This window comes from Pararhizobium sp. DWP3-4 (genome assembly GCF_049898205.1).
GTDB lineage: Bacteria > Pseudomonadota > Alphaproteobacteria > Rhizobiales > Rhizobiaceae > Pararhizobium.
In genome coordinates this window covers 1-21,830 of the sequence record NZ_JAFCXF010000029.1, presented here as the reverse complement: position 1 = coordinate 21,830, position 21,830 = coordinate 1, and the positions used below count along the sequence as shown (strand labels likewise).

Below are 21,830 nucleotides of genomic sequence, written 5' to 3'. Positions count from 1 at the left end.
CGGGTCGCGTGAATTTATAGCGTGGTGGATAGTCAGATCCCAAGCGTGAGATGTTCAAGGTTCCCGGGTAAGGGTTCGAGTGATATCTGCTGTCAGGTGGCCACTGGCGGCAGTGCATTGGTGTTAGTCTTGACTGCACGGGTAGGCTTGATCCCTGGATCGGCGCCGCGTTATTTAATGCGGACCACGATTTCCGTGAACAGCTCAATGGGCTTTCGCTCTCGCCTGTCTCACGCCGCGAGCAGACCATTCGCGCGGGTCACTCTGGATTTCGTCTGCGCTTCGTCCTGAAGTTTGAAGCGAGCGACAAGCTCCCGGAGCCACGCTGCTTCTTTGGCCAGGTTTACCGATGCGGCGGTCGATTGCTCGACCATAGCCGCGTTCTGTTGCGTCACCTGGTCCATGGAATTGACCGCTGTGTTGACTTCGGCGAGTCCGGTCGACTGCTCTTTTGCAGACGTTGCGATTGCATCCATATGCTGGTTGATACGAGCGATCTGTCCGCTGATCGTTTGGAGGGCCTGGCTAGTATCGAGTACCAGCTTGACGCCGGTATCCACCTCCGCGGACGATTTCTCGATGTGCCCTTTGATCTCTTTTGCTGCCTTTGCAGATCTTTGTGCGAGCTCGCGCACCTCTTGTGCAACAACCGCAAATCCTTTGCCTGCATCGCCAGCACGCGCAGCCTCGACGCCGGCGTTCAAAGCCAGAAGGTTGGTCTGGAAGGCGATCTCGTCGATTACGCCGATGATGCTCGAAATCTGCTGAGACGAAGCCTCGATACGGCGCATGGCTTCCTCCGCATGGGATACCACCTCCGCGGACTTGGCAGCGTTCATATTGGCCTCGGTCGCTTCGTCACGGGCATCGTTCGTTCGCCTGCTCGAGTTCGACACATTGATCGTGATCTGCTCGAGCGCTGCAGCCGTTTCCTCCAGCGATGCAGCTTGTTGTTCTGTTCGTTTGGACAGATCGCCAGCGCCGGATGCAATCTCACTAGTGCCTTCCTCAAGCGCGGCAACAGCAGAGGCGATGGCCCCCAGTGTTTCGTCGAGCTGACTGACGGACGTGTTGAAATCGTGCCGGAGCGCCTCAAATTCTGCTGAGAACGGCTCTTCGATCTGGAACGCAAGGTCACCGGATGCGAGCCTCTTCAGGCCCGTGGCAAGACCGGACGTAGCGATGCGCAGGCGATTGGCTGCCTCTTTATCTGCCTGCATACGTGCTGCGAGGCGGTCGGTTTCGGCTCTCTGCCGCGCGCCGTCGGCTTCTTGCTCAAGCTGCCTATTGGCAACCGCGGCGTTGCGAAACACTTCGACCGCAGATGCCATCGTCCCGATTTCGTCTGAGCGACCGGCCGCGGGGTTGGCAATGTTCGTGTCGCCGGCGGCAAGCTTCTCCATAACGCTGGACAGTGCAAGGATCGGCTTCGTAACGGTTTTTCGAAACACGAGATATAAGCCAAACGCGAACAATGCAGCTAGGCCCAGCAACGCATTCATGACGGTATCGACCAAGGCTTTGGTCTCTAGACTATCAGCTAAAATTGCGTCGGACGCCGCGGTAATTTCATCTCCCGCCTTCTCCATTGCTGTTTCCAAAGTCGAAAACTGCTGCATGAACTCAGGCAGCGCCTTCAACCCATCCGAGGGGTCCCGGCCCGCGAGATCGACCATTTTCTCGGCGCTTCCCATGTAGTCAAGCAAAGGGCGTTCGACGCTTGCAAGGACCGTTTTCGTTTTCTCGTCCGAAGCAAGAGCCCTGTTGGCGTCAATCATCTCCCGAAAAGATGCTTCGTGCTCGGCAAGATCTGTTCGAACTGCATCGGCCGAAATGCCTGCAGCCGGATTGAAGGCGAGTAAAGACGCAAGCACATCTGCCCGGAGTGCATCATGCATCATGTCTGCTTTCATGTGATTTCGCAGGATTTGCGACGAATGGGACACATCAGCGGTATTTGCGGACAGAACGGCCGCTGACCAAATGCCCAAGCCTGTGGCGCCCCCTCCCAACGCAAATATTGCAATGCTTGCTGCAAGTACTTTATTCTGGATCGATGCCATCGTGGGTCTCTTAAGACAGGAGCAGATGCCACATATTAGCGCAACATGCTTAAGCATTTGTCACCCGCGGCTCGCGATGTCGTCGCGTTGGGGCGCCTGTGGACCCTGATGCGTCACCGCCCGACGGGCGATCCAGCTTAAGCAATGGACGCGGCACCGGCTCGGTCCGACGAGCCCATTTGTTCGGCTTTTGCGGGATGTCGAATCCTGGCTCATCACCAACCTTCCCAAGATCGCGATACTTAACGTGGGGTATGACCGCGTTCCGGAAGAGACCATTCGAACAGGAGACCGACTGCTTCTAGTCCCGGATGTGGGTGGTGTGAACCACAGGCATTAGGCGCGTTCCTGACATGCCGGCTGTCGGCCCAAACGAGGCATGGAACCTTCGCGTCCAACTAAAGGGATGACGAGCTTGGAAAAGCGATGAAATTTCTGTGTCGCTTCGTTCAACTAGCGAGCGCAAGACCGAGACTTTGCGGGGGTCACAGCGCACGACGGAGAGCTTTTTCGACTGTTGGTGTTATCTCTCCGTCATTTTCTTCCTACACCACTTTTTACGCAGGAACTTAATCAGTGCAAGGCGGTTCTGGGGTACCTCCCTCTGTTGTCGGAACAGCCATTTTTTGCTGTTTTCGATTTGAAAGCACCATCATGATCAAAATGCTCACACGGTCATTTGCGTTTCTAATGGCATTCGCTATCGCCGGCACTGCTTGTGCGGATGAAACTGCTTTTTTGAAAAGTCTCTCGGGAAACTGGAGCGGGAAAGGGACCGTTAAAGTGCGGATCAATGCCCCGACTATCAACGTGACCTGCAAGTTCAAGTCGGGCGCGTCGGCGGCCTCGCTCGCGCTCAACGGCAGATGCACGAGCCTCGCCATCTTCTCCCGCTCCATTAGCGCTGACCTCAAGACGAAAGGCAGCACCTATTCTGGATCCTACGTCGGCGCAGGCACCGGCACTGCCGGGCTGAATGGAACGCGCGGTGGAGACGCCATCAAGCTCGCGATAAAATGGGCGAAGGAAGTGAACGGGGATCGACGGGCGCAGATGACAATCGAGAAGGTCGGGACTTCCGGTATGCGGCTTACGACCGTCGACACGGATCCCGCTACAGGCCGAGCCGTTGTTACAAGCCGAATTGACCTGAGGCGGATATAATTTCTCCGACTCTCGGCACTGCCCTTGCTCCCGCGTAGACTGCTTGTACGCTGAGTTTGGACACCCGAGAGGGAGCTCTATCGCTGACGGCTACCTACCGACCCCGGAAACGCAAGCAGCCTTTTATCCACGGGCGCGACTGGAAGTATGACATCCATGCCAACGTTCAATATAGGAGCATGAAGATGTAGTATGGAGATCAAGAGCCTAGCTGGTGGTTCGCCTGGCCCGGTCATACTGACACTAACATGGGTATGGCCCGGTTTCTTGGGGCAGTACTCGCTTAATTATGGTGTTCCGCTTTTCATGGTATCGATAATGTGATGCCACATAATGTCTAGAACATTAGTTAGTGCTACCGCGGAGCGGAGGCTTTCACAGCTTCTATATGCTTGGCGTGGAAATGGAGGAGAATTAATCATCGATGGCGTCCCAAATCGGCTGCCGGTATCAAACGCTGAGAGCAAACTGCGCCATCATAGTAGGTAATGCTCCACCGCGCCTGCCTAACCCGTTCGGCAGGGCGTTAGTACAATAGGGCTGGACGAGCCAACCCTTGTGACATAGTGCTCCAGGCGCGCTCGGACATTGGTTAGTCCGGGCAGACCATTCCGTGAGGACTCTGGCGTCTTGTGAGCCTGTTGCGTCTACAGAAAACTTAGACATGGGGACCGTTGGTGAGATTTATCGAGGCATCGCCGATAAGCCGCTCACCAACTTCATGCTTTCGCCTTTTTTTGTGCCAACCCGTCGGTTGACCGGCCCACCCGCCCCGGCTCGGATGACCGCATTTAAAAACGCTTCACGTGCCAGAAGGCACATGCCTTCGTTATCTAGGGCGGCAGAGCAAAGCTCCGCCGCGCGATGATACGCGGATCGTCGCTCGGGCCAGTCGATAAGGAGCGCCATGAGCGCTGCATAGGGACCATGGATGGTCTGCCGACCCGCCATGGGCAAGTGAACAATAACAGGTTTCCAAGTTGTCACGGCTAATCTCCAACTCCGATGTCTGCTCAAGTGAGGCCAACCAAACCGACGCTACGTTGTTCCCCCTGTCGTTAAATTTCCGATCGACGGTCTCCCCCATACATCGTCGGCGCGCATTAGAGTCCAGGCCGTCGACCCTTGCCGACAGTATCCGCCGAGATACGGAACATTAGCCCGCAACGGCAGGTTCGCGGACAACCGCGGAACAAGGTAGGTTCTGACATCGATCGTCAAGCGCTTGAATTCAGCGGGGGAACGCAGTGCTGGCTACAATGTGTGCGACTTCAATTGCGTTTTACGATTGTCGAAAACAGCATCCTCGCCGGACTTGGCATCCGTCGCGGTGGCGATAAAATGATGGGTCCATCGTTCAATCGTTCGAAGTCGATGAGCCTTTCCAGCGTCGCATATAGGGCGACGCATCAAAAAGTGCTGGCAGGCGGTCCGTGAGCGCCGATTGGAAGTCAAGCAATCTTGGTCCAACGAGGCGCGGTCCTCCAATGGCTAGCGCGGTTCAATCATAAGCTTGGGGATACAGTCGGAAATTTCACGCGCCAAAAAACCGAGGGGCCCCACCTTTTGAGCTAGATGTGAACCTGCTTGGCCGTGAAGGAAAACCCCCCATATGGCCGCTGTCACCGGTTGGGTTCCACGCGCCGCCAATCTCGTGATAATGCCGGCCAGAACATCGCCAGAGCCAGAGGTTGCCAGACCTACGCCACCCCCTTCGTAGCGCCAGATGCCATCTGGAGCGGTTACAGCGATGAAGAAAGACTGCATTTCGACGGTGGACCCGATCGAATCTTGGCTCAGGCGCAACGTTCCAACCCGCACTAAAATCCGGATAGACAAAGGTTCCTTGTTCGAAACCAATATTCAACCTCTTAGCAATATATCACATCTGATATCTCGTCTGAACCGACGAGACAGCTCGGGAGGAGCAAAAATGTCGTGGGACGATCAGCACAACTGCCGTATCCAGGAGCGAAAAAGCTGTTCGCGTTCGGGAGGCTTCGGACTAACTTGGGCTGGAAGCGGACCTGCTGTTAATGCCATCAAGCAGATCCTGGGTGTCGCTTCGAGGCGAGCTAGAACGCATTCTACTATCTTGCCAGTAAAGAACGTAACTTCGGCCACAGGTCGAGTGAACGCCCGCGAACTTTACCAAGCCCTTTCAACAGATCAGATCTGGCCCGCATTTCAGCCGTTGGTCGATTTCCATCACGGCAAAATAATCGGTTTCGAAGTGCTCGCTCGCTGGACACACCCCGTCCGCGGCGCCATCTCCCCTGCTGATTTCATTCCGGTAGCAGAAGCTGCCGGGCACATCGACCTTCTTACTGAGCGGATCGTATCGAGCGCATGTAGGCAGGCAGGCGTATGGGGCGACGATTTCTCGCTGGCATTCAACATTTCTGCAATGCAATTCAAAGACCCTGGTCTGTTCTCCTGGCTTGCGAGAATAATAGGCGCGACATGTTTCCCGTTAAACCGCATCGAGATCGAAGTTACCGAAAGCGCGCTAATCGAACACACCGATGTCACCCTCGCCACAATGGCGTCGATGCGCAGCGTCGGCATGCGACTTGCGCTTGACGATTTCGGGACTGGATTTGCAAGCCTTAGCCGGCTCCACTCGTTCCCTTTCGATAAGATCAAGATCGACTGTAGTTTTGTGCGCAGCTTGGTCAGCGACAGCGGCAGCCGGCGTATTGTGGCGTCGGTGGTAGGGCTTGGTCAAAACCTGGGACTAACTGTGGTAGCGGAAGGCGTGGAAACCCAGCAGCAGGCTCATATACTAAAGCGGATGGGCTGTGATGTCGCTCAAGGTTGGCTCTTTGGGAAGCCACTTCCTGCAAAGCAAGCCGGAATACTTTTCGCGAGAGAGGAGCAAACTGACGGCACGGCCCTTCTCCCGGTGGTGCCTCAGTTTCAGCGCATCCATCAATTGGAGGCCTTGTATCAAACTGCACCGATCGGGCTTTGCCTGCTTGGTGCAGATTTAGTTCATTTGAGCGTCAATGATCGCTTTGCTGCGATGCTGAAGCTCACACCGGAGCAGATGATTGGAAAAAGGGTCCAGGAATTCTTGCCGCTGCAGGAAGCTGACAGGATCGAGGCCATACTGAAAAACGCGCTTGCTGGCGAGGGGACCGGCCCGCTGGAGTTCCAAAGTCCGAGCGGAGGCGTGTATCTGGTTATAAATGAACGGGTTGACGATGATGCGGGAGACACCGTTGGAATCTCGGTGACAGCTATTGACATCACGCAAAAGAAGGCTTTCGAGGGATTGCTGCTTCATCATGAAGATCAGTTCCGGCAATCCCTGGCACTTGGACCCAGTATTCTCTGGGAAGCTGATGAAACGGGAAAGCTAATCGATATCAGTCCAACAGAAGAGCGGGACGTGCTCGAAGTTGAAGAAAGAATCCTTGCGTGGCAGGACCGCATCCACCCGGACGACCAAATCCGTGTCAGGACTGAGTGGCTGGCGCACCTCGGGTCTCCAGATCCGTTCAAGACCCGTTTTCGCTTGCGGCTTCCCAACGGGGCTTGTCGGTGGGTATCCAGTAAAGCCTTACCGAGCGAACCGACGCAAAGTCGAGGTAGACGGTGGTACGGCGTTATTAACGACATATCAGAGCAGGTGGCCCTGGAAGAACTGATTACAAAGTTGAGCCGTTTCGAGGAGGAGCCATATTTTGTATGCGCCCCGGAATATGCTGTTGCCCACTGTCGACTGCATGAGCCTGCAGGATCGTAATATCATTTATAAGAGATCACGTGGAGCAAAAGGTGACAATCGCGGCGGTAGGGGGTGCGTAGCTCACACAACGTTGGTGCTCATGCCCTGTCTTGAATCAAGTCAACGTTCTTTTTACGAGCGGGTTCCTCGATCACGAATGTAATTTCAAAAACCAAGCCATCCGGGCGGTAGTCCGGGAGACACGTGGCGTTCGCCGTCGCTGGAAATGCCCGCTCGATGAGGACCGAGCCGAAACCCTTCCGTGTGGGTGGGGCAACTGTCGGGCCACCCACCTCCCTCCAAAAAAATGGACCCTTCCGCCCTGCTGCCGTACTTCGTTGCGTTGGTGGCAAGCTCCAACGACAACGGAAGCGCAAGCTCTGCTAAAGGACGACGTCGGAGTGGGCACAGCCGTCGGGGACACCGCAGACGAGCCGAAAAAGCTGATCGAAGCTGCCGATAAGGCTTTATATTCCGCCAAAGCTGCTGGGAGGGAAACTTGTCACTGTGGGGGAATCCAACGAAAGTCGTCGTAAAGCGCTTAAACGCTAATCGTGTGGAGATCCAGGACGAGCGCCAACAATGGTTGGCAAGTAGCGCTCAGCTCGAGTGAGATTGTAGAGGCGCGACACGGGTGGGTATCCAGCATGGAGCGTGCCCCAACTAATGTTCGAGCGGCAGCTAATTCTGCTCTCTGCGAGATTATCCTCGTGAAAATTTCTCGTAGGGCGCAGTCACCGTACATATCAATCCTGAGACAGAATATTCTAGAGTAACTTTCGCTTCCAACTCTGACGCAAGCGCGCGTTCGATCATTTTCGAGCCAAATCCAGAACGCTGGGGTGGCTGAACGGGCGGCCCCCCACGTTCAGTCCATTGGAACTGGAACAGGGGGCCAGCTTCATCTGCAGAACTTGTCACCAGCCATAAGACAGCGACGCTGCCTTCGCTCGTGCTCAAAGCACCGTATTTAACAGCGTTGGTGCACATCTCGTGTAGGGCCATGCTGAATGCCAGCGCGGCTTTTGCTGGCACCATGATTTCAGCTCCGGACAATGTGAATACGGACCTGTCGGGTCGATCGAAAGGAGCGACCGTGGTCGCCACGAGCTCCGCCAGTCTAGCCGCCTGCCATTCGTCTTTCATAAGCAGCCGGTGAGCTTCGCTCATTGCGCTCAAGCGTCGGTCAAACGACTGAACCGCGGCATTGGTCAGCTCCTTAGAACGAAACGTTTGCCGGGCGACAGCCTGCACCATTGCCAGGATATTTTTGACCCGGTGGTCAAGCTCACCCACCAGCAGTTCACGCTGCTGCTCGGCCTTCTGGCGCTCGGCACGGCTGGATATCAGTTCGTCCATAAAATCGTCGATTGCCTGGCCGACCAGGCCGAACTCACCGGCTTTAGCGGTCATGCCTGTTCGCGCGCCAACGTCGCCCGCACGCCATGCGCGAACTGTGGTCACCAGCCGGCCTACGGGGTCATGGATCAATTGCTTGCTGCTTAGCCATGCGACCAGGTAGGCGACGGACAGCCCTAGAAAGGCGATAAGCAGGCTGACGATGGTTGTTCGGTCTATCGCCCTATAGGCATCAGCTGTGGAGACGCCCGCACTAATGTAGAGCCCCACAGGAGCAACAGTGACTGGCTTATAGCCAATGATCCGCTGCGTACCGTCCTGGCTGGTAACCTCAAGCGTTCCTGTTTTGTCGGCATGGACGAGGTGTTGGAACGCATCGGGAATACGAGTGCCTACAAAGACCTCAGGCTTTGGCTCACGGGCCAGAACGACACCGTTACGGTCCGCAATAGTCAGCGCATCTTGGCCCTGGAACTCCCGATCGCGCAAGCGTTGCCCAAGCCACTTAAGGTCTAACGCCCCGATTACCGCGCCCAGCAATTCACTTTTATCGTTGCGGATGGGAACGGCCATTGGGAGCACCTGGGCCCCGCTAACCCTCCCGTTGGTAAAACCACCTATGACGAATTTTCCTGAAGTCATGGCTTCTTGAAAGTAGGGTCGGTCCTTAAGTGATGTCCCCACGCCCTTCGCCTCTTTGCGGCAAATAATGATGCCGTCCGCGTTAACGACGGAAATGCCCGAGAACTCTCGCATGTTCGCGGCAACTCTTTCCAGGAACGCACTACATTCCGGCCCGTCAAACCGTTGCACAACTGGCGCGGACGATACCGTCGTCAAAACATTTTCCAAGCCTGTGACGATCCGCCTGATCTCCAACGCTGCCAGTTGCTCCGACTGCATGGCATCGGCGTGCAATTCAAGCCGCTTCTCCGTACGTTTCGAAGCGACATTGTAAAACAGGATGAACGCGGCCGGCATGAGGGCCAGCGTCGTCAGGACAAAAAGGCGGCGGGAGAGTTTAGCGGTCGGAATGGCGGATCCCCGAAATTGAGAAGATACGAATAGTGTCATCGCGGAATGCAGCGAGCAAGTCAGGAGTGGCGAGCATTCATCAACTGGGCAAGGGCAACAACAACCTGCGACAGGGCCATGGGCTTAGTTAACATTACGCTCTCCGGAACCCCCATCGACGTCCAGTTGGCAGCGCTGTCACCGCTCATATACACCACCGGAAGTCCCGGGATAAGCTCACGCGCCTATTTCGCGACTGCCCAGCCATCCGCCCCGTTTCCGAGCCGAATGTCGGTTAACATCGCGCTAAAAGGCGCTCCCATTGAGGAAAGTGCCTCAAGTGCCTGCTCACCTGAAGACGTCATCGTCACGGTATACCCTGCATCGATCAAGGCAGATTCAACATCAAGCGCCAAAAGCGGCTCATCCTCGACTAGAAGTACCGAAATTGTGTCCATAGATACCCCGGTTGTTGCGCGATCAATATTGAACTTAGATAGGGCAAATTCGTACAGAGGGAAGACCGGCTGCTGAGCGGTATCAGTCAGGAACCACGCAAAAGACAACTAATGAAATCGGCCCTCTTAGCGGCTATCCCGCCTTTGACTTCAGCAACATCGTCGATAGCCTCGGTGGGCGTTGAGCGTGGATTTCTGAACGGCTCGACCATCTTGGGACTTAGGCTCGACGCCTCGATGTGATCGACAACAAGGAACACGATGCTTTTCTCGTCTAGCTGTTAATCGGCCGCTGCCGCCGCGGACGAACTTGGCAGGTCCAAGGATTGCGGGAGGCGCTACGGGCGGGCCGGAGGCAGCATTGGAAGCGCTTCTCCACTGGCTGTCGAGCAGTCAACCGGAGCACGCGGTTGGGCAAGCGTCGCTGGGTCAACGCGATCGCAAGTCTGCTTTCCCCGCGCCACTGCAGCCCACTGATATATCATTCGCGCGAGACGGGCGGCGGAACTTTCTGAAGAAATTCCGGTTCTTCGCAAGTCTAGACTCGGGCGCTTTTAATATGGATAGGCCGTCATAGGGGAGCCGCATGAAGCAGAACTGGCCGAAACAAATCTGGATCGTGCGCCACGGCGAAAGTGCTGGGAACGTTGCTCGTGATGCCGCCGATCTTGCAGGCCATGCCCGCATTGACATCGCAGAACGGGATGTCGACGTCCCCTTGAGCGCGCTTGGCCAACAGCAGTCGGACGCCCTCGCAGCATGGTTCGGCGATCTGCCCTTATCGGAACAGCCCAATGTCATTTTGGCGTCGCCATACAAACGGGCCGTCCGGACGGCGGAAACCATTGCCCAGCAGCTGTCCGCGTCGACCGGAATTCCAGTTAGCGTCGACGAGCGGCTGCGGGAAAAAGAGTTCGGTGTTCTTGACCGGCTGACGCGGCGGGGTATCGAGGAGCTGTATCCGGATCAGGCAGAGTTCCGGCAAATACTGGGAAAGTTCTATCATCGGCCACCGGCTGGGGAGAGCTGGTGCGACGTCATTTTGCGGCTGCGAAGCGTGCTCGATACGATCAGCCTCCATTATGCCGACCAACGCGTCCTCATCGTTGCCCATCAGGTTGTCGTCTTATGCATGCGCTACATCATCGAGAACCTATCCGAAGAGCAGATCCTAGAGATCGATCGCCAGGGCGACGTATCGAACTGTGCTGTCACCGAATACGTGGCGAGCTCCGACAAGGACGTCGGAGGCGGGCTGGTGCTGAAGCGCTACAATTTCGTGGCGCCGCTTGTCGAAGCCGGAGCGCCGGTGACGGCTAAAAAAGATGCCAACGTGGCGGCTCGATGATGGAGGTTCAGATCATCGACGAGCGTCTTCTGAAAACTCTGCCACTGCCGCAACCTGCAGAAGGTAGCAAGGAAGAGCGAGGCCGTGTGTGCATTATCGGCGGCAGTAGAGAAGTTCCCGGAGCTGTCTTCCTGGCAGCCTTAGGAGCTATGCGGGCCGGCGCGGGCAAGCTACAGATTGTCACGGTCGAGAGCCGCGCCGGAGCTTTGGCCGTCGCGATGCCCGAGGCTTTGGTCATCGACTTGCCGGAGACGCCAGCAGGCGGACTGCAATCTGAGCCGGTGGCGTTCGTGGCCTCAAGGTGGGCTAACACACACGCTTTGCTCGTTGGACCGGGAATGGTGGAAGAACAAGATTGCCACGAAATTCTGAAATCTCTTCTCGATAGCAGCAGCGAAGCAGTGCTTGTCGTCGACGCCGGCGCCCTCCCGCGGATCACCGAGCTCGGCGAGGGCCTGCGCCGGTATGCCGGCCGGGTCATCATCACCCCTCATGCGGGCGAAATGGCGAACCTGCTGAGCGTAGACAAAGAGCTGGTCGAGGCCGATCCTATGGCAGCGGCTTCACGCCTGACGGACAAATTCGGTGTGATCGTCATCATGAAGGGCAGCAAGACGGTCATAACAGCACCGGACGGAATCTGGCGCTATGAAGGCGGTGGTGTCGGTCTGGCGACCTCCGGCTCTGGTGATGTTCTCGCCGGGATCGTGGCTGGACTGGCAGCGCGGGGAACCAAGCCGGTGGCCGCCGCCACGTGGGGTGTTTTCCTTCATGGGGAAGCAGGAGCGCAGCTCGCAAGGACGGTGGGACCGCTTGGTTTTCTGGCCCGTGAAATCCCGAACCTGATACCGAAGCTGATGAGCGAGACGCGGTAAAGTTGGTCCGCTCTGCGTGGTTCCAAAAGGCGCGTCCTTGATGGGTTGGAAGCGCCTCCCGTCGACAGCAACGACATGCATGTCGATGCCTGGTATGAAGCTCTTGCTGGTATCGGTCTGACGTTCGAGCGAACCGTTATCCGCGATCAGATCGGCAAGGGTGCGGATATGTTGCTACCCGCACTGATGCCAGAACTGGACGAGGCGACGCGAGAAACGCTCAGCGCGGCGCACGATGACATCTTCAAAATGAGGTTTCGGAGCAACGTGCGGCCGTTTCCAAAAGCTCGTGACCTTCTCGCCCATGCGCATGGGCTCGGACAGGAAGTTGTGTTGGCGTCCTCCGCTTCGAAGGACGATCTCGATATTTATCTCGACCTTCTTCAGATTCGAGATCTGGTCGCTGTGATGACGAGCGGCGATGAGGTAGAAAACACCAAGCCGGCCCCTGAAATTTTCTCGAAAGCTCTTCAGAAGCTCCAAGGAATTACTCCTTCAGAGGCAATCGTCGTGGGGGATACGCCATACGACATGGAAGCTGCTGGAAAATGCGGTATCGCCACCGTCGCGCTCAGATCCGGCGGTTTGCCGACGAGGTCCTCATGGAGGCGGGGGCGGTCAGGATCTACGATGATGTTGCTGCTCTGCTCGCCGACTATGAAAAACTCGCCACTTGGCCAGTGATCCATGCAAGCCCTGCCGCGAGCGGGGTAAGGGTCCGACGTCGCGGCTACGAAAAATCCCAGGGAACGCAGATGTCGACATCCAGCACTAAGACACCCGATCAGGAGGCCCAACCTTCCAGCAACATGTCTGAAGAGGACAAACGGGAAGTCAGTGACAGGGGCGCCGGATCGGCCCGAGTGGTCCACGAGGTCGTCCGGCTGCAGGGCGACGAAGAACTTGGTCGCCCCGTCCGGTCGTTGTTGTTTTCCGGCTGATGCGCCTTGGAGGAGCTGATCGTTTCTTTCGGTTACACCGTACTTTTCCTAGACCATTGTCGTCAAGGGTGTTGTCTCTTCGTTTTTAAAAGCGGTCGTCGCGGCTCCGACCGCTGCGCTTCATTGCGTACCATCCAGCCGGTTTACCGGGCAGAGTATTTCTCCTCCCACCCACCGGTCGCATAGTCCACAGGCAAAGAGCTCAGCGTTTTGGCGGCTTATCGAAGTCCTTCCTCAGTTCGTCCTTTGCCCGGTCAAGCGTTATTAGCCGAGATTTCGACAGCCCCTTACCGGCAGGCACGATATAGAAAGTCAGCATCGACATGGCAGACTGAAATGGGCTCGCCTTACGGCGGTCGCTGTGTTCGGCGGACTGTTGCAGGGACTTGGCAATTTTCTTGGCGCTGCGCTCTTTAAACACGCGGTCTTTAAGGTCCATTGCGTCGCTGTTCGCGGTCACATCCTGTGACCACTTCTTTTTTGATTTCTTCGCCATCTCCGTGCTCCCGACTTTCGGACCGCCGACCACCGATGTCGTCAGCCGCGCAACTGGATGCGTTGAAAGACAAAGTCGCAAACGCCGGGAAGACGATGGCAAAGACGGCGCGGTAATATGAGCCAACCGTTTTGGTCATCCAGAATGCTTTTCCCAGCGTCACTCACTGTCGCGTCGCGGCAAATGATTATGGGGAAGTTAAAGGTTGTGGCGACGATAAGGGTGGCAAGTAGCTTGTACCACCGTAACGGCCCAAAGGCCTGCAGCTTGACGAAAAGTCGTTCCAGTCCGGATGGGCGTACTCTGAGTATGAAGTGGAGGGAGGCCCAATGGGCCTCCCTCCTTTGACAGTACTATCGCTGGCCGCCGCCTTGCTGACCACCCTGGCCGCCGCCTTGCTGACCACCCTGGCCGCCGCCTTGCTGACCGCCCTGGCCGCCGCCTTGCTGACCGCCCTGGCCGCCGCCTTGCTGGCCACCCTGGCCGCCGCCCTGCTGACCACCTTGGCTACCGCCTTGCTGTTGTTGATTAGTCATTGGTTATTCCTCCTTTTGAGCGTCGCTCCTCGGCGACGTAACAGCCTAACCACGCGATGTCCGCGCAGTTCCCTCATTGAGAAAAAAGCTTTTACTAATGCGCGCCTGTCGTTTGGATCGCGCAGCGCCCAGCGAACGTGGTATCGGCGCGGTTCCGCCAAAGGGCGAAAACCGGTTCATTCGGACGCACCCCGCGCGACCGCGAAGGCGGGTCGTTGAAAGAGTAGTGCACCGCGGCGCTGAAACCTTTACCTTTCGTGTTTTCAACCGGCTGCGACGAGGAAATCCCGCGGTATGGTTCCGGGCCAAGGTTGTTCAACCCCGCCGATACCGCCGATTTCCAGCAAGTGCTGTTCGGCTGATAACGTGAGCGGAACGTAGATCGGTGCATCAGAGCGGTATGATGCCTCAGTTTGAAGAACGGCCCTTCAGCCCCGTGGATCTCGTGATTTTTGCGGGCGTGCGGAGTCTAAGTGTCCAGCATAGCCGTATCGCGTGTACAATCGAGACGGTAAAGAAAAGCGTGATGGCTACGACGTGAGCGTATGGAGCGGTGAACTGGTACCGCCCAGGCCACCTCTTTCGTTCCTGCATAGTGGCAATACTCCCAAATGGTCCCCGAATGGGATCACGCTCGGGGTCATTTCTGATCGAGGAGACAACGGGGCCCAGATTTTTTTGAGCGCGCCCGACGGTAAAGACGGTAACGGTGCGGCCCTAACCCGCGTCGCAGGTGATGTATCATCCTTCGAATGGTCTTCGGACGGTCTGAGGGTGCTTTTCATAGCAACAAGACGTGTAGATCCTTCGCTCAAAGGAAAACGCGGCCCGCCGGGAGCAGGTGACGGGCCTCACGTCGTATGGCGCTTGCCTTACAAAGCCGAAGGCACCGGATATACGCTCAACAGGGAGTACCATCTATTCGTCGTTGAAGCGACAGGGGGCGAAGCAAAACAACTGACGGACGGCCCGTTCGATATCGGCTCCGCGCGTTTCTCACCGGAGGGCCATCCGCGCGAGAGGCGCAGCGTACGGACACATGGATGATGGATGATCTCGGCGGGGATGTCGTGCAGGTCACAAAGGACATCGCATCCGTTCAGGTGCCGGGATGGTCACCAGACGGCTGCTGGATCGTCTTCGCGGGCTCTGAACTAGAAGGCAGCTCTCAAAGCCGGCTTTGGCGCATCGACACGCGAACTCTCGAAACCTTCGCTCGGAGATGAGGCGATTGAAGTGCTGTCGGGTGATAGCATCCATTGGTCGGAAGACTCGAAAAGACTCTTCTTTATCATCGTTTGTGAAGGTCTTCAGCCGATAGCGACAATTGATTTGCATGGCGGCAACTTCAAAGTCATCGCATCCGAACGCCGGCACGTTTCCAAGTTGGCAGTCACTCGTGATCGTCTTGTGTTCGCTGGGGCAAGTCCGGGATGCCCAACCGAGCTATTTGTCTGCAACCATGATGGCAGCGACCAGACTCGTTTGTCAGACCTCAATGGTTGGTGGAAACGTCACGCTTGCCCGATAACCTGCCTGAAGTCGTTCGATGTTCCGGACGGCAAGGGCGGGTCAGAACAAGTTGACGGCTGGCTTATGCTGCCTCCCGCGGATCGTGCGGGTCCGTATCCGCTCCTGGTCGACATTTTCTGCATTGCAACCGGGTCGCAGCTTCGGTTCGCGGCATCGAAGAGAAAATTGTCGCCTATCTTCATGACGTCGTCGCAAAGAGGGCGAGATGGTCGCTTGAGTAATTGAGGGCGGAAGGCTTTTCCGATGCAATCACCTCGGCTGTTGATGCCCTAACGTGCGCCGCGCGGCGTTAAATAGTCTCGGAAGGACCATAAAAAGAAGCCGATCTCAAGGACAACCTTGAGCAAGCAGAGGCGAGCGGGAGGACACAACGAAATGCGATGCTGAAGGTTTTGCAGGACTAGCAGCCAAGACCTGCCGGAATTTGGGCGGTCCGTTCCGGATCCCGATTCAGGCGGCTCACAGTTGCGCAGTAGAGGCTCGACAACCTTTCCAGGGTGTCGAGCCAATTTTAGGTATGAGAATGGCGTTTAGGGTTGCCCTGGTTTTTGTTCGGTCATCCCGTGTTTGAACGAATCGACCTCTTCAACGACACGATCTTTGATGATGTCATGGGTATCGGAGGCCACTTCAACAACCTTATCGTAGGCTTCAGACGCAACCTCTTTTCCCCGGTCAACGACATCTTTCGAAGCAGCCGTGACTTTATCCTTCGTGCTGTCGGCGGCGTCACCAAGTAGGTCGTCCTCCATCTCGGTATGGGGAAGAGCTGCGCCTATGGCTGCTCCGACCGCGAAGGCGAGAGCACCTCCAACAAGAGGCTGATCCCGGAACTGCCTAAGTATAGCGTCGTTCAGCTTGTCGGTTTGTCCGCGCAACGAAGCGGTGGCGGAGGACGTTTGGTTTGACACGGAACTTACCGCTCCAGATGCCGCAGCACTCATGTCGCTCGCCGCGCCTTTTGCTCGCTCCCATTTATCGGAAAGCCAGCCGGATGCAGCGTCGAGCATAGCGCCCGTCTCGTCGGCGATCTGTTCGACCTGTTTGCCGCTAGCATCTGCGAAGCCCCGGTATGTTGCCCCTGCTTCATCAACGAAATGGCCAGCACGGCGGCCCGTCTCATCTGTCAGGGCTTTGAGTTTCTTGCCGGTGCTGTCAGAGAAGTAACTGTATCGCGATCCGTTTTCGGCTTCAGGAGGGCCGAGACGGCGTAGGGGGCCGTCGGCACGATAAAGAGGATACTCTGAAACACCTTGTGACCCAGCGGATGTCGCAGCTGGCGTCGAACCCTTTGCCATCAGCCAAGCTAGGCTGACACCCATCAAAGCGACGGGCAGCGGGTTGTTCTTGAGAGCCTTTCCAAGGTTGCTGGCATACTCACCGCCCCCGCTGCCTTTCGCGTAGGCCAGAACCTCATCAATCATTTGGCCCGGCGACATCCGTTCCTGGATAGCGTCAATGCGATTTCCGATGCGCTGGCGATCCTGGTCAATCTCCCTTTGGAGGTCGGCCGATGTTTTCTCGGTTGAAGTTTCCATCAGATTTTCTCCTTCACAGCATCAACATCACGGCGAAGCGACGTTGCGGTTCGATTAAGGGTCATGTTGGTTCCACGAAGGGCCGCGAGGCCGCGTGAAACAAGAGCCCAAGCAATCAAAGCGACCACAATCCCAACGATAAAGGAAGCCAAGGCGGTCGCACCTGTATCGCTGAAGCCCTGTGTTACGAGAAAAGCGGCAAGACCGCCGACAACGGCGCTCAGAAGCACGCCAACTGCTCCGATAGCCAAGACAAGCCCGATAATGAGGACTTCGACCCCGCTCATGGCCTTCGAGAGTTTTTCCGAAGCTTCAGTCTTGGCGAGATCGATTTCCTTGCGAAGCAGTCCGGTGACATCAGTGACAAGTCCTCCGAGTAGCTCGGAAAGAGGGGCATTCTCAGGAGACTTAGCCATTTTCCTGACCTCCGGTCCGGTTGGAAGCAAAGGTAGTCGCAGGAGCATTGGGCGTCACGGAGGGTGTCCTCTTGGCGGACGCGGTGAGAAAGCGACTGGCGGTCAGTCCGGCCAGCGCGGCAATGCCGAGGAAAGCCAACGGTTGCCTGCGGCCGAATTCCTCGGCCATGTTGGCGATCTCGCCGATGTCCTTACCTTCCATCTGTTTCGCGAAGCCTTGAACGCTTTGCCCGATTTGCTTGACGTAGCGACCGACTTCTGCCTGATCAGACCCCTCCAGTTCAGTGCCTACTTTTTGAAGCGCGGTCGCGACCCCGCCGACCTGCCGTGCGGCAAAGGTTGCCTGTTCTGCGACCACGTCCTTCACTTTCTCGACAGCGCTGTCCGCGCCAGTCTTGATCGTGTCCGTTGCCGCTGAGATGTCATGGGCAACCTTGTCTTTCAGGTCCGTGAACGATGCTTGAGGTTCCGTGACTGAAGGCGATGTTCGCAACGATGCACGTGACGCGTCAGTCGGTTCGTTAAATTCACTCGGCATGTGAGCCTCCCATGGTGAAAAAACGGCGGTCGCCGTACCCTTGAACCATGAATTCTCGGCTTTTGTTCCGATGAGAGCCCCGGCAGCCATTTTATTCAGGAATTGGCGACGACGACTTCATTTCCGGCTATTAGGAGATGGTTGTTTGATCAGAAGTCACCATAACGGTCACCTCGCTGGCACTGCCAACGAGGTGGCTAAAGCGCATCCCGGAGCGCCGTCCATTGTTTCAAGGCCTGAGTTGCTTACCTTCGAGTTCATAATGCCGGACGATATAATGGAAATCGGTAGTACGCAAACAGGAGGAGTGTGGATGATGCCCTTCAGCTTTAAGTTTAGAAGCCAATCGTCTTCTCATCGCTTACGAGTGTTATGGAATCCTAACCCCGTGCGCCGCTTTCTTCCCGACCTTGTGGGTGGGATGTCTAGTTCCGGAATCGTCGAGGTAGAGGTTCAAGGTGACAGAAGGCAATCTCTCGTGGCAGTCGATCGGATTCGTTCTCCTCGACTTCTGATACCCGCGAATACATAATTTTTGCTCACTAACAATTCATTCATCCACCGTGATGTCGCTAGCTGGTCAAGCTTGCGGCGGTCGGTAAGGAATGTCGCACGTGCTGGCGGCAGTCAGGCGGCTGGTTCAGTCCTGACGACGGCGGTCGGTAAAAAGTCAAGCACAGCAGCCAGATCTTCGTTCAGCACCAAGAAGGGCATCCTGTCGGTCTCGTACTAGTGCGCGAGGTGGTACCTGTGATTGCCGCCCTGGATACCGATCTGATCGCACGCGGTTGATCAGCGGAGAAGTCACAGGCGGCCCGTTAAACCAGCGAAAAGCGGTTCCTCACTCCCATGCCTATACTGTCTGTGCCACGGATCCTTGCCACGACTAGAGTGGTACGTCAGCTTTCCATAGACATCGGCCACGTCGGCTTCGATCAATGCGAGCTGGTCTCCCGATGCAAATCAGGGTCGTATCGTAGGCTAGAGAAATGTGCCGGATCCAGATCGCACTGCGCCGTCAGATCAGCCGGAGACGCAACGCGACCTTTGCTCTTGACCCGCTCGGTGATTTCAATTGCTCCAGCGCTCGGGGAGTCGCGTCTGTCGAGCACTCCCCCAAAGGAGGTAGGCGCCGATATCGCTTAATCTCTGTCCTAGATCCGTTTAGCAACCGTTCAAAGTTTTAGCCGACCAAAATAGGTGCCTGTCGTCGCGCGTCGGCGGCTCACCACGTGTCTCTAAAGTACCGAGTGCATATGACGCTCACGGCACCGCGGTTGGGGTTTCAGAATATTTCCAAGCCGGCTCTGCTCCTGGCATCTCGACACGAACAAACGTATGAGATGCTCCGTTTCTGCAAAGTAAAATTATATGGTCTTCGATCATTTCGAGGATGAGAACCGAAAAAAGCTTCTCCCATGCAATGTCGTCGGTGACAGCAACTCCCTCCCCGACAATCAAAGACCTGACCATTTTCAGATCGAATGTCACCTCAGGTCGTTTGTTAAAGTGTACATAAAGCGTTCGATGGATAGCTGCGCGAACAACGTCAGGTTCGACAAAACTCGGCATTGGACCTCCATAAGTTAAACACCTTGCCTCAAAGCTAGCAATAGTGAGCAAATAACGCCGGCTACCCACTAACCTACGGCAACCCCCATTGGGGTTCTACAAGCGTAATCGCCAAGTTTTTTTTCACAGGCGAGCTACGCTGGGACGTAAATGACTTCAGCGTTCCAAGTCATCTATAAAAACTGTAAGGAACTCCTTACGCGCTCGGCCCTCAGTAATAGAATCAAACAAGTTCACGTGGCTGATTCGATCTATACTTGTGCCCTTGGCAGGTCTTTGCGCGATCCAAAATAGGGTTGCCGTTCAGTCCCACTTTCAGCGATCAAACGGCGAAGGCGGAGCAGATCTTTGCGTGCGACAAGCCCGCAGAGCTGTCCGCTCGCGGAATCGACGATGGGGATCCGGCCGATCCCGGTCATGAGCACGAGGTAGGCGACATAACCAACTGTATCATTGGGACGGGCGAGGGGTATTGAGGCGTCGGAGACGATGTCGCCAAGCGTCTGGTCTGACAAGCTCTTTGGTCTGCTGCCAGCGTAAGGCAACTCCTCATAGAACCTATGACAGTTGGAGCCTTAGCAGGCTTATCGCGCCGCATTCGGCAACCAAGCTAGTCGGCACGCTTGCCACGGCAGGATATGTATCTCGAAATCCCGACCCTTTTGACAAACGGAAACAAGCATCGGCTCTAACCGAAAAGGCGGACGAGCTAAAGCGGCTAACAGCAATCCACGTTGCTGAAATCAGAGTCGTGGCGCCTCGGCTGGTCGAGATCCCACGCGGTCTGGAGGAAGAAAAAAATACTCGGCGGAGCGCAGAGTCGTCGCCAACGGCAGTTTGGTGCTGCGGCGTCAAACCAGCCGGCAACTCGTCTCCGCGGAGATACCAACGTTGATTGAGCAGAGCTTAGGGCTCCTGGCACCAAGGGGCTACCCATTGGGGGGACAACATATCGGCGGCGTTTCGAAAGCAAGCTGAGACACCGGCTCTGCTTGGTGTCCCTGTCCTTGATTATTAGCTGTGGGAGATGTTAGAATGCGGCTTGGGGTTGTCAAAATTTGCAATTTCATGGGGAAGCAGATGTACGCCCAAAACGGGACAGATGCCTACAGAGCCGAATTAATTTTTGCGCACTACGGAATAGACGTCGAGACGCTCCAAGTGAGGAGTGTATGGCAGCGCCGAGATGGAATGCTTTGGATGGGGAGCTATGGCCATCTGGTGATGCCTGGTCGTCGAATGGAAACTGAATTATTACTTGTTTTTGGCCTCAGCGACGTTCGTACCGTAGCCGCAAGCTCGGTCGCAGCGGTAGGCGATCACATTCGATCGGAGCTTGAAGAACTTGCCGGCCAGAGACGACTTGAGCGTAATGGTCTGTCCCGTCGTTAGCTTAGTGGGACTTGATGCTCTTGTTAGTTTCAGCCGAATGATGGCGAAGGGACCGGTCTCGAGGTGTAAGGTCGGGAGGGAAACATTGAGGCCAAGAGCTGCCAAAGGCAACGAGAGACAGGAAGCTCTACAAATAGCTACGAGCCGCCGCAAGTAGGAATTTCGCTGCCTTGCCATTTCGACACCCTCCGTTGCCTTTACCGACACTCTGCACGCGGGTGTCCATGATCGTCGCACGCACCGATCAGCCGATCAAGACGAATGGAGAGCATATCGAGGCGGGCATAATTCCCGGCGGCCGCTGCGCCGTGCTGAAAGTCGTCGGCAACACCGATGATCTGGAGCCTGCCGCGCTTTACCTCTATCGCGATTGGCTGCCGGCCAGTGGCGAGGAAGCGAGGGATTTGCCCCTGTATTACCAGCGTCTCACCTTCTTTCCCGAAGCACCTGAACATGCGGGGAAGGCAGAGCTCTTCCTGCCCCTGAAATAGCGAACCTCTGTGGCGGCTTGTCCGTTTCTGTCCACGGCGGCGGACAAGCAGCTTTCAACCCGAACCTCCCGATCCGGCTAAACAGCGCGTTCGCTAAACGTGGACATTCAGGCGAAACCGTAGCGGCCTTCACCGGATAGTTACGTCGAGCTACGGCTAGATCGGTTGCGATTTGCAGTCGGCGCAGTAGTGGCACTACAACTGGGTGGGAGCTCCGCTTCCTTTTAGGCGTCAGTTGGTGCACCGTGACGGCATGGCGCGCCGGTTATCAGCGCAAGGATAAGTCAAGCGCGGATGCTTACAGGAAAAACCAACTGAAAGCTTGTTCCAGGATACGTCGGATGCCATTCTGGCGACGCTCCC

At 56.3% G+C, this 21,830-nt stretch carries 20 protein-coding genes and 1 pseudogene; 10 read left to right on the top strand and 11 right to left on the bottom strand.

Features of this window, described 5'->3' with window-relative positions; translation table 11 throughout:
- Window positions 1-230 precede the first annotated feature (230 nt).
- Window positions 231-2,063, bottom strand: coding sequence for a methyl-accepting chemotaxis protein (locus ACP7E6_RS29165; protein WP_426233643.1), 1,833 nt, complete (start codon window positions 2,061-2,063; stop codon window positions 231-233).
- A 654-nt stretch (window positions 2,064-2,717) separates the two neighbouring features.
- Here ACP7E6_RS29165 and ACP7E6_RS29160 point away from each other — a divergent pair.
- On the top strand, window positions 2,718-3,227 hold the full coding sequence (locus ACP7E6_RS29160) for a hypothetical protein (RefSeq protein WP_426233641.1): 510 nt from the start codon (window positions 2,718-2,720) through the stop codon (window positions 3,225-3,227).
- Window positions 3,228-3,911: 684 nt separating this feature from the next.
- Here ACP7E6_RS29160 and ACP7E6_RS29155 read toward each other — a convergent pair.
- Both ACP7E6_RS29155 and ACP7E6_RS29150 read right to left on the bottom strand, forming a co-directional pair.
- Window positions 3,912-4,214: a DUF982 domain-containing protein gene (locus ACP7E6_RS29155; RefSeq protein WP_426233640.1), complete on the bottom strand. Its 303-nt coding sequence runs from the start codon at window positions 4,212-4,214 to the stop codon at window positions 3,912-3,914.
- A gap of 504 nt (window positions 4,215-4,718) precedes the next feature.
- On the bottom strand, window positions 4,719-4,994 hold the full coding sequence (locus ACP7E6_RS29150; protein ID WP_426233639.1) for an NAD(P)H-hydrate dehydratase: 276 nt from the start codon (window positions 4,992-4,994) through the stop codon (window positions 4,719-4,721).
- Here ACP7E6_RS29150 and ACP7E6_RS29145 point away from each other — a divergent pair.
- Complete coding sequence (locus tag ACP7E6_RS29145; protein ID WP_426233637.1) at window positions 4,978-6,978, top strand: sensor domain-containing phosphodiesterase; 2,001 nt, start codon at window positions 4,978-4,980, stop codon at window positions 6,976-6,978. The two genes, ACP7E6_RS29150 and ACP7E6_RS29145, sit on opposite strands and share 17 nt — an antisense overlap.
- 684 nt (window positions 6,979-7,662) lie before the next feature.
- On the opposite strand, the gene ACP7E6_RS29140 is transcribed toward ACP7E6_RS29145, so the two are convergent.
- Window positions 7,663-9,393 (bottom strand): sensor histidine kinase, encoded by a 1,731-nt coding sequence (locus tag ACP7E6_RS29140; protein ID WP_426233635.1) that lies wholly within the window; start codon window positions 9,391-9,393, stop codon window positions 7,663-7,665.
- Between the two features lie 185 nt (window positions 9,394-9,578).
- Window positions 9,579-9,899 carry a response regulator gene (locus tag ACP7E6_RS29135; protein ID WP_426233633.1) on the bottom strand — a complete coding sequence of 107 codons (321 nt, stop codon included), beginning with the start codon at window positions 9,897-9,899 and terminating at the stop codon, window positions 9,579-9,581.
- Window positions 9,900-10,377: 478 nt separating this feature from the next.
- On the opposite strand from ACP7E6_RS29135, the gene ACP7E6_RS29130 reads away from it, so the two are divergent.
- From ACP7E6_RS29130 to ACP7E6_RS29115, 4 genes are all read left to right on the top strand, one after another.
- Window positions 10,378-11,139, top strand: a complete 762-nt coding sequence (locus ACP7E6_RS29130; protein ID WP_426233631.1) for a histidine phosphatase family protein — start codon at window positions 10,378-10,380, stop codon at window positions 11,137-11,139.
- Complete coding sequence (locus ACP7E6_RS29125; protein ID WP_426233629.1) at window positions 11,136-12,014, top strand: NAD(P)H-hydrate dehydratase; 879 nt, start codon at window positions 11,136-11,138, stop codon at window positions 12,012-12,014. Before ACP7E6_RS29130 ends, ACP7E6_RS29125 begins: the two co-directional genes overlap by 4 nt.
- Before the next feature lie 45 nt (window positions 12,015-12,059).
- A complete protein-coding gene (locus ACP7E6_RS29120; protein WP_426233627.1) occupies window positions 12,060-12,698 on the top strand; it encodes an HAD family hydrolase in 639 nt (212 codons plus the stop codon).
- 71 nt (window positions 12,699-12,769) lie between these two features.
- Window positions 12,770-12,955, top strand: a complete 186-nt coding sequence (locus ACP7E6_RS29115) for a hypothetical protein (RefSeq protein ID WP_426233625.1) — start codon at window positions 12,770-12,772, stop codon at window positions 12,953-12,955.
- A gap of 202 nt (window positions 12,956-13,157) precedes the next feature.
- On the opposite strand, the gene ACP7E6_RS29110 is transcribed toward ACP7E6_RS29115, so the two are convergent.
- Window positions 13,158-13,451: a DUF3175 domain-containing protein gene (locus ACP7E6_RS29110; protein WP_426233623.1), complete on the bottom strand. Its 294-nt coding sequence runs from the start codon at window positions 13,449-13,451 to the stop codon at window positions 13,158-13,160.
- 371 nt (window positions 13,452-13,822) lie between these two features.
- Here ACP7E6_RS29110 and ACP7E6_RS29105 point away from each other — a divergent pair, with 371 nt between their 5' ends.
- The 3 genes from ACP7E6_RS29105 (at window position 13,823) to ACP7E6_RS29095 (ending at window position 15,745) form a co-directional block, all read left to right on the top strand.
- Complete coding sequence (locus ACP7E6_RS29105) at window positions 13,823-14,206, top strand: hypothetical protein (protein WP_426233621.1); 384 nt, start codon at window positions 13,823-13,825, stop codon at window positions 14,204-14,206.
- Window positions 14,207-15,030: 824 nt separating this feature from the next.
- Entirely contained in the window at window positions 15,031-15,213 is a 183-nt protein-coding gene (locus tag ACP7E6_RS29100; RefSeq protein WP_426233620.1) for a hypothetical protein, read from the top strand.
- A 10-nt stretch (window positions 15,214-15,223) separates the two neighbouring features.
- Window positions 15,224-15,745, top strand: a complete 522-nt coding sequence (locus ACP7E6_RS29095; protein WP_426233618.1) for a hypothetical protein — start codon at window positions 15,224-15,226, stop codon at window positions 15,743-15,745.
- Between the two features lie 305 nt (window positions 15,746-16,050).
- Here the strand turns inward: ACP7E6_RS29095 and ACP7E6_RS29090 are convergent, their stop codons facing one another.
- From ACP7E6_RS29090 to ACP7E6_RS29070, 5 genes are all read right to left on the bottom strand, one after another.
- On the bottom strand, window positions 16,051-17,058 hold the full coding sequence (locus ACP7E6_RS29090) for a DUF3618 domain-containing protein (protein WP_426233616.1): 1,008 nt from the start codon (window positions 17,056-17,058) through the stop codon (window positions 16,051-16,053).
- Window positions 17,058-17,474: a phage holin family protein gene (locus ACP7E6_RS29085; RefSeq protein WP_426233614.1), complete on the bottom strand. Its 417-nt coding sequence runs from the start codon at window positions 17,472-17,474 to the stop codon at window positions 17,058-17,060. Before ACP7E6_RS29085 ends, ACP7E6_RS29090 begins: the two co-directional genes overlap by 1 nt.
- A complete protein-coding gene (locus ACP7E6_RS29080) occupies window positions 17,467-18,012 on the bottom strand; it encodes a nutrient deprivation-induced protein (protein ID WP_426233612.1) in 546 nt (181 codons plus the stop codon). Before ACP7E6_RS29080 ends, ACP7E6_RS29085 begins: the two co-directional genes overlap by 8 nt.
- 1,263 nt (window positions 18,013-19,275) lie before the next feature.
- Window positions 19,276-19,584, bottom strand: a complete 309-nt coding sequence (locus tag ACP7E6_RS29075) for a hypothetical protein (protein ID WP_426233611.1) — start codon at window positions 19,582-19,584, stop codon at window positions 19,276-19,278.
- A gap of 251 nt (window positions 19,585-19,835) precedes the next feature.
- Window positions 19,836-20,003 carry a hypothetical protein gene (locus ACP7E6_RS29070; RefSeq protein ID WP_426233655.1) on the bottom strand — a complete coding sequence of 56 codons (168 nt, stop codon included), beginning with the start codon at window positions 20,001-20,003 and terminating at the stop codon, window positions 19,836-19,838.
- Window positions 20,004-21,203: 1,200 nt separating this feature from the next.
- On the opposite strand from ACP7E6_RS29070, the pseudogene ACP7E6_RS29065 reads away from it, so the two are divergent.
- A pseudogene (locus tag ACP7E6_RS29065) lies at window positions 21,204-21,467 on the top strand (AraC family transcriptional regulator); the annotation flags it as partial.
- Window positions 21,468-21,830 lie beyond the last annotated feature (363 nt).

What these genes read in the sequence shown, in the direction of transcription:
- ACP7E6_RS29165 (WP_426233643.1), bottom strand. Translation starts at nt 2,063, where the DNA reads ATGGCATCGATCCAGAATAAAGTACTTGCAGCAAGCATTGCAATATTT.
- ACP7E6_RS29160 (WP_426233641.1), top strand. Translation starts at nt 2,718, where the DNA reads ATGATCAAAATGCTCACACGGTCATTTGCGTTTCTAATGGCATTCGCT.
- ACP7E6_RS29145 (WP_426233637.1), top strand. Translation starts at nt 4,978, where the DNA reads ATGAAGAAAGACTGCATTTCGACGGTGGACCCGATCGAATCTTGGCTC.
- ACP7E6_RS29150 (WP_426233639.1), bottom strand. Translation starts at nt 4,994, where the DNA reads ATGCAGTCTTTCTTCATCGCTGTAACCGCTCCAGATGGCATCTGGCGC.
- ACP7E6_RS29140 (WP_426233635.1), bottom strand. Translation starts at nt 9,393, where the DNA reads ATGACACTATTCGTATCTTCTCAATTTCGGGGATCCGCCATTCCGACC.
- ACP7E6_RS29130 (WP_426233631.1), top strand. Translation starts at nt 10,378, where the DNA reads ATGAAGCAGAACTGGCCGAAACAAATCTGGATCGTGCGCCACGGCGAA.
- ACP7E6_RS29125 (WP_426233629.1), top strand. Translation starts at nt 11,136, where the DNA reads ATGATGGAGGTTCAGATCATCGACGAGCGTCTTCTGAAAACTCTGCCA.
- ACP7E6_RS29115 (WP_426233625.1), top strand. Translation starts at nt 12,770, where the DNA reads ATGTCGACATCCAGCACTAAGACACCCGATCAGGAGGCCCAACCTTCC.
- ACP7E6_RS29110 (WP_426233623.1), bottom strand. Translation starts at nt 13,451, where the DNA reads ATGGCGAAGAAATCAAAAAAGAAGTGGTCACAGGATGTGACCGCGAAC.
- ACP7E6_RS29100 (WP_426233620.1), top strand. Translation starts at nt 15,031, where the DNA reads ATGATGGATGATCTCGGCGGGGATGTCGTGCAGGTCACAAAGGACATC.
- ACP7E6_RS29090 (WP_426233616.1), bottom strand. Translation starts at nt 17,058, where the DNA reads ATGGAAACTTCAACCGAGAAAACATCGGCCGACCTCCAAAGGGAGATT.
- ACP7E6_RS29085 (WP_426233614.1), bottom strand. Translation starts at nt 17,474, where the DNA reads ATGGCTAAGTCTCCTGAGAATGCCCCTCTTTCCGAGCTACTCGGAGGA.
- ACP7E6_RS29080 (WP_426233612.1), bottom strand. Translation starts at nt 18,012, where the DNA reads ATGCCGAGTGAATTTAACGAACCGACTGACGCGTCACGTGCATCGTTG.
- ACP7E6_RS29075 (WP_426233611.1), bottom strand. Translation starts at nt 19,584, where the DNA reads ATGCCGAGTTTTGTCGAACCTGACGTTGTTCGCGCAGCTATCCATCGA.
- ACP7E6_RS29070 (WP_426233655.1), bottom strand. Translation starts at nt 20,003, where the DNA reads ATGACCGGGATCGGCCGGATCCCCATCGTCGATTCCGCGAGCGGACAG.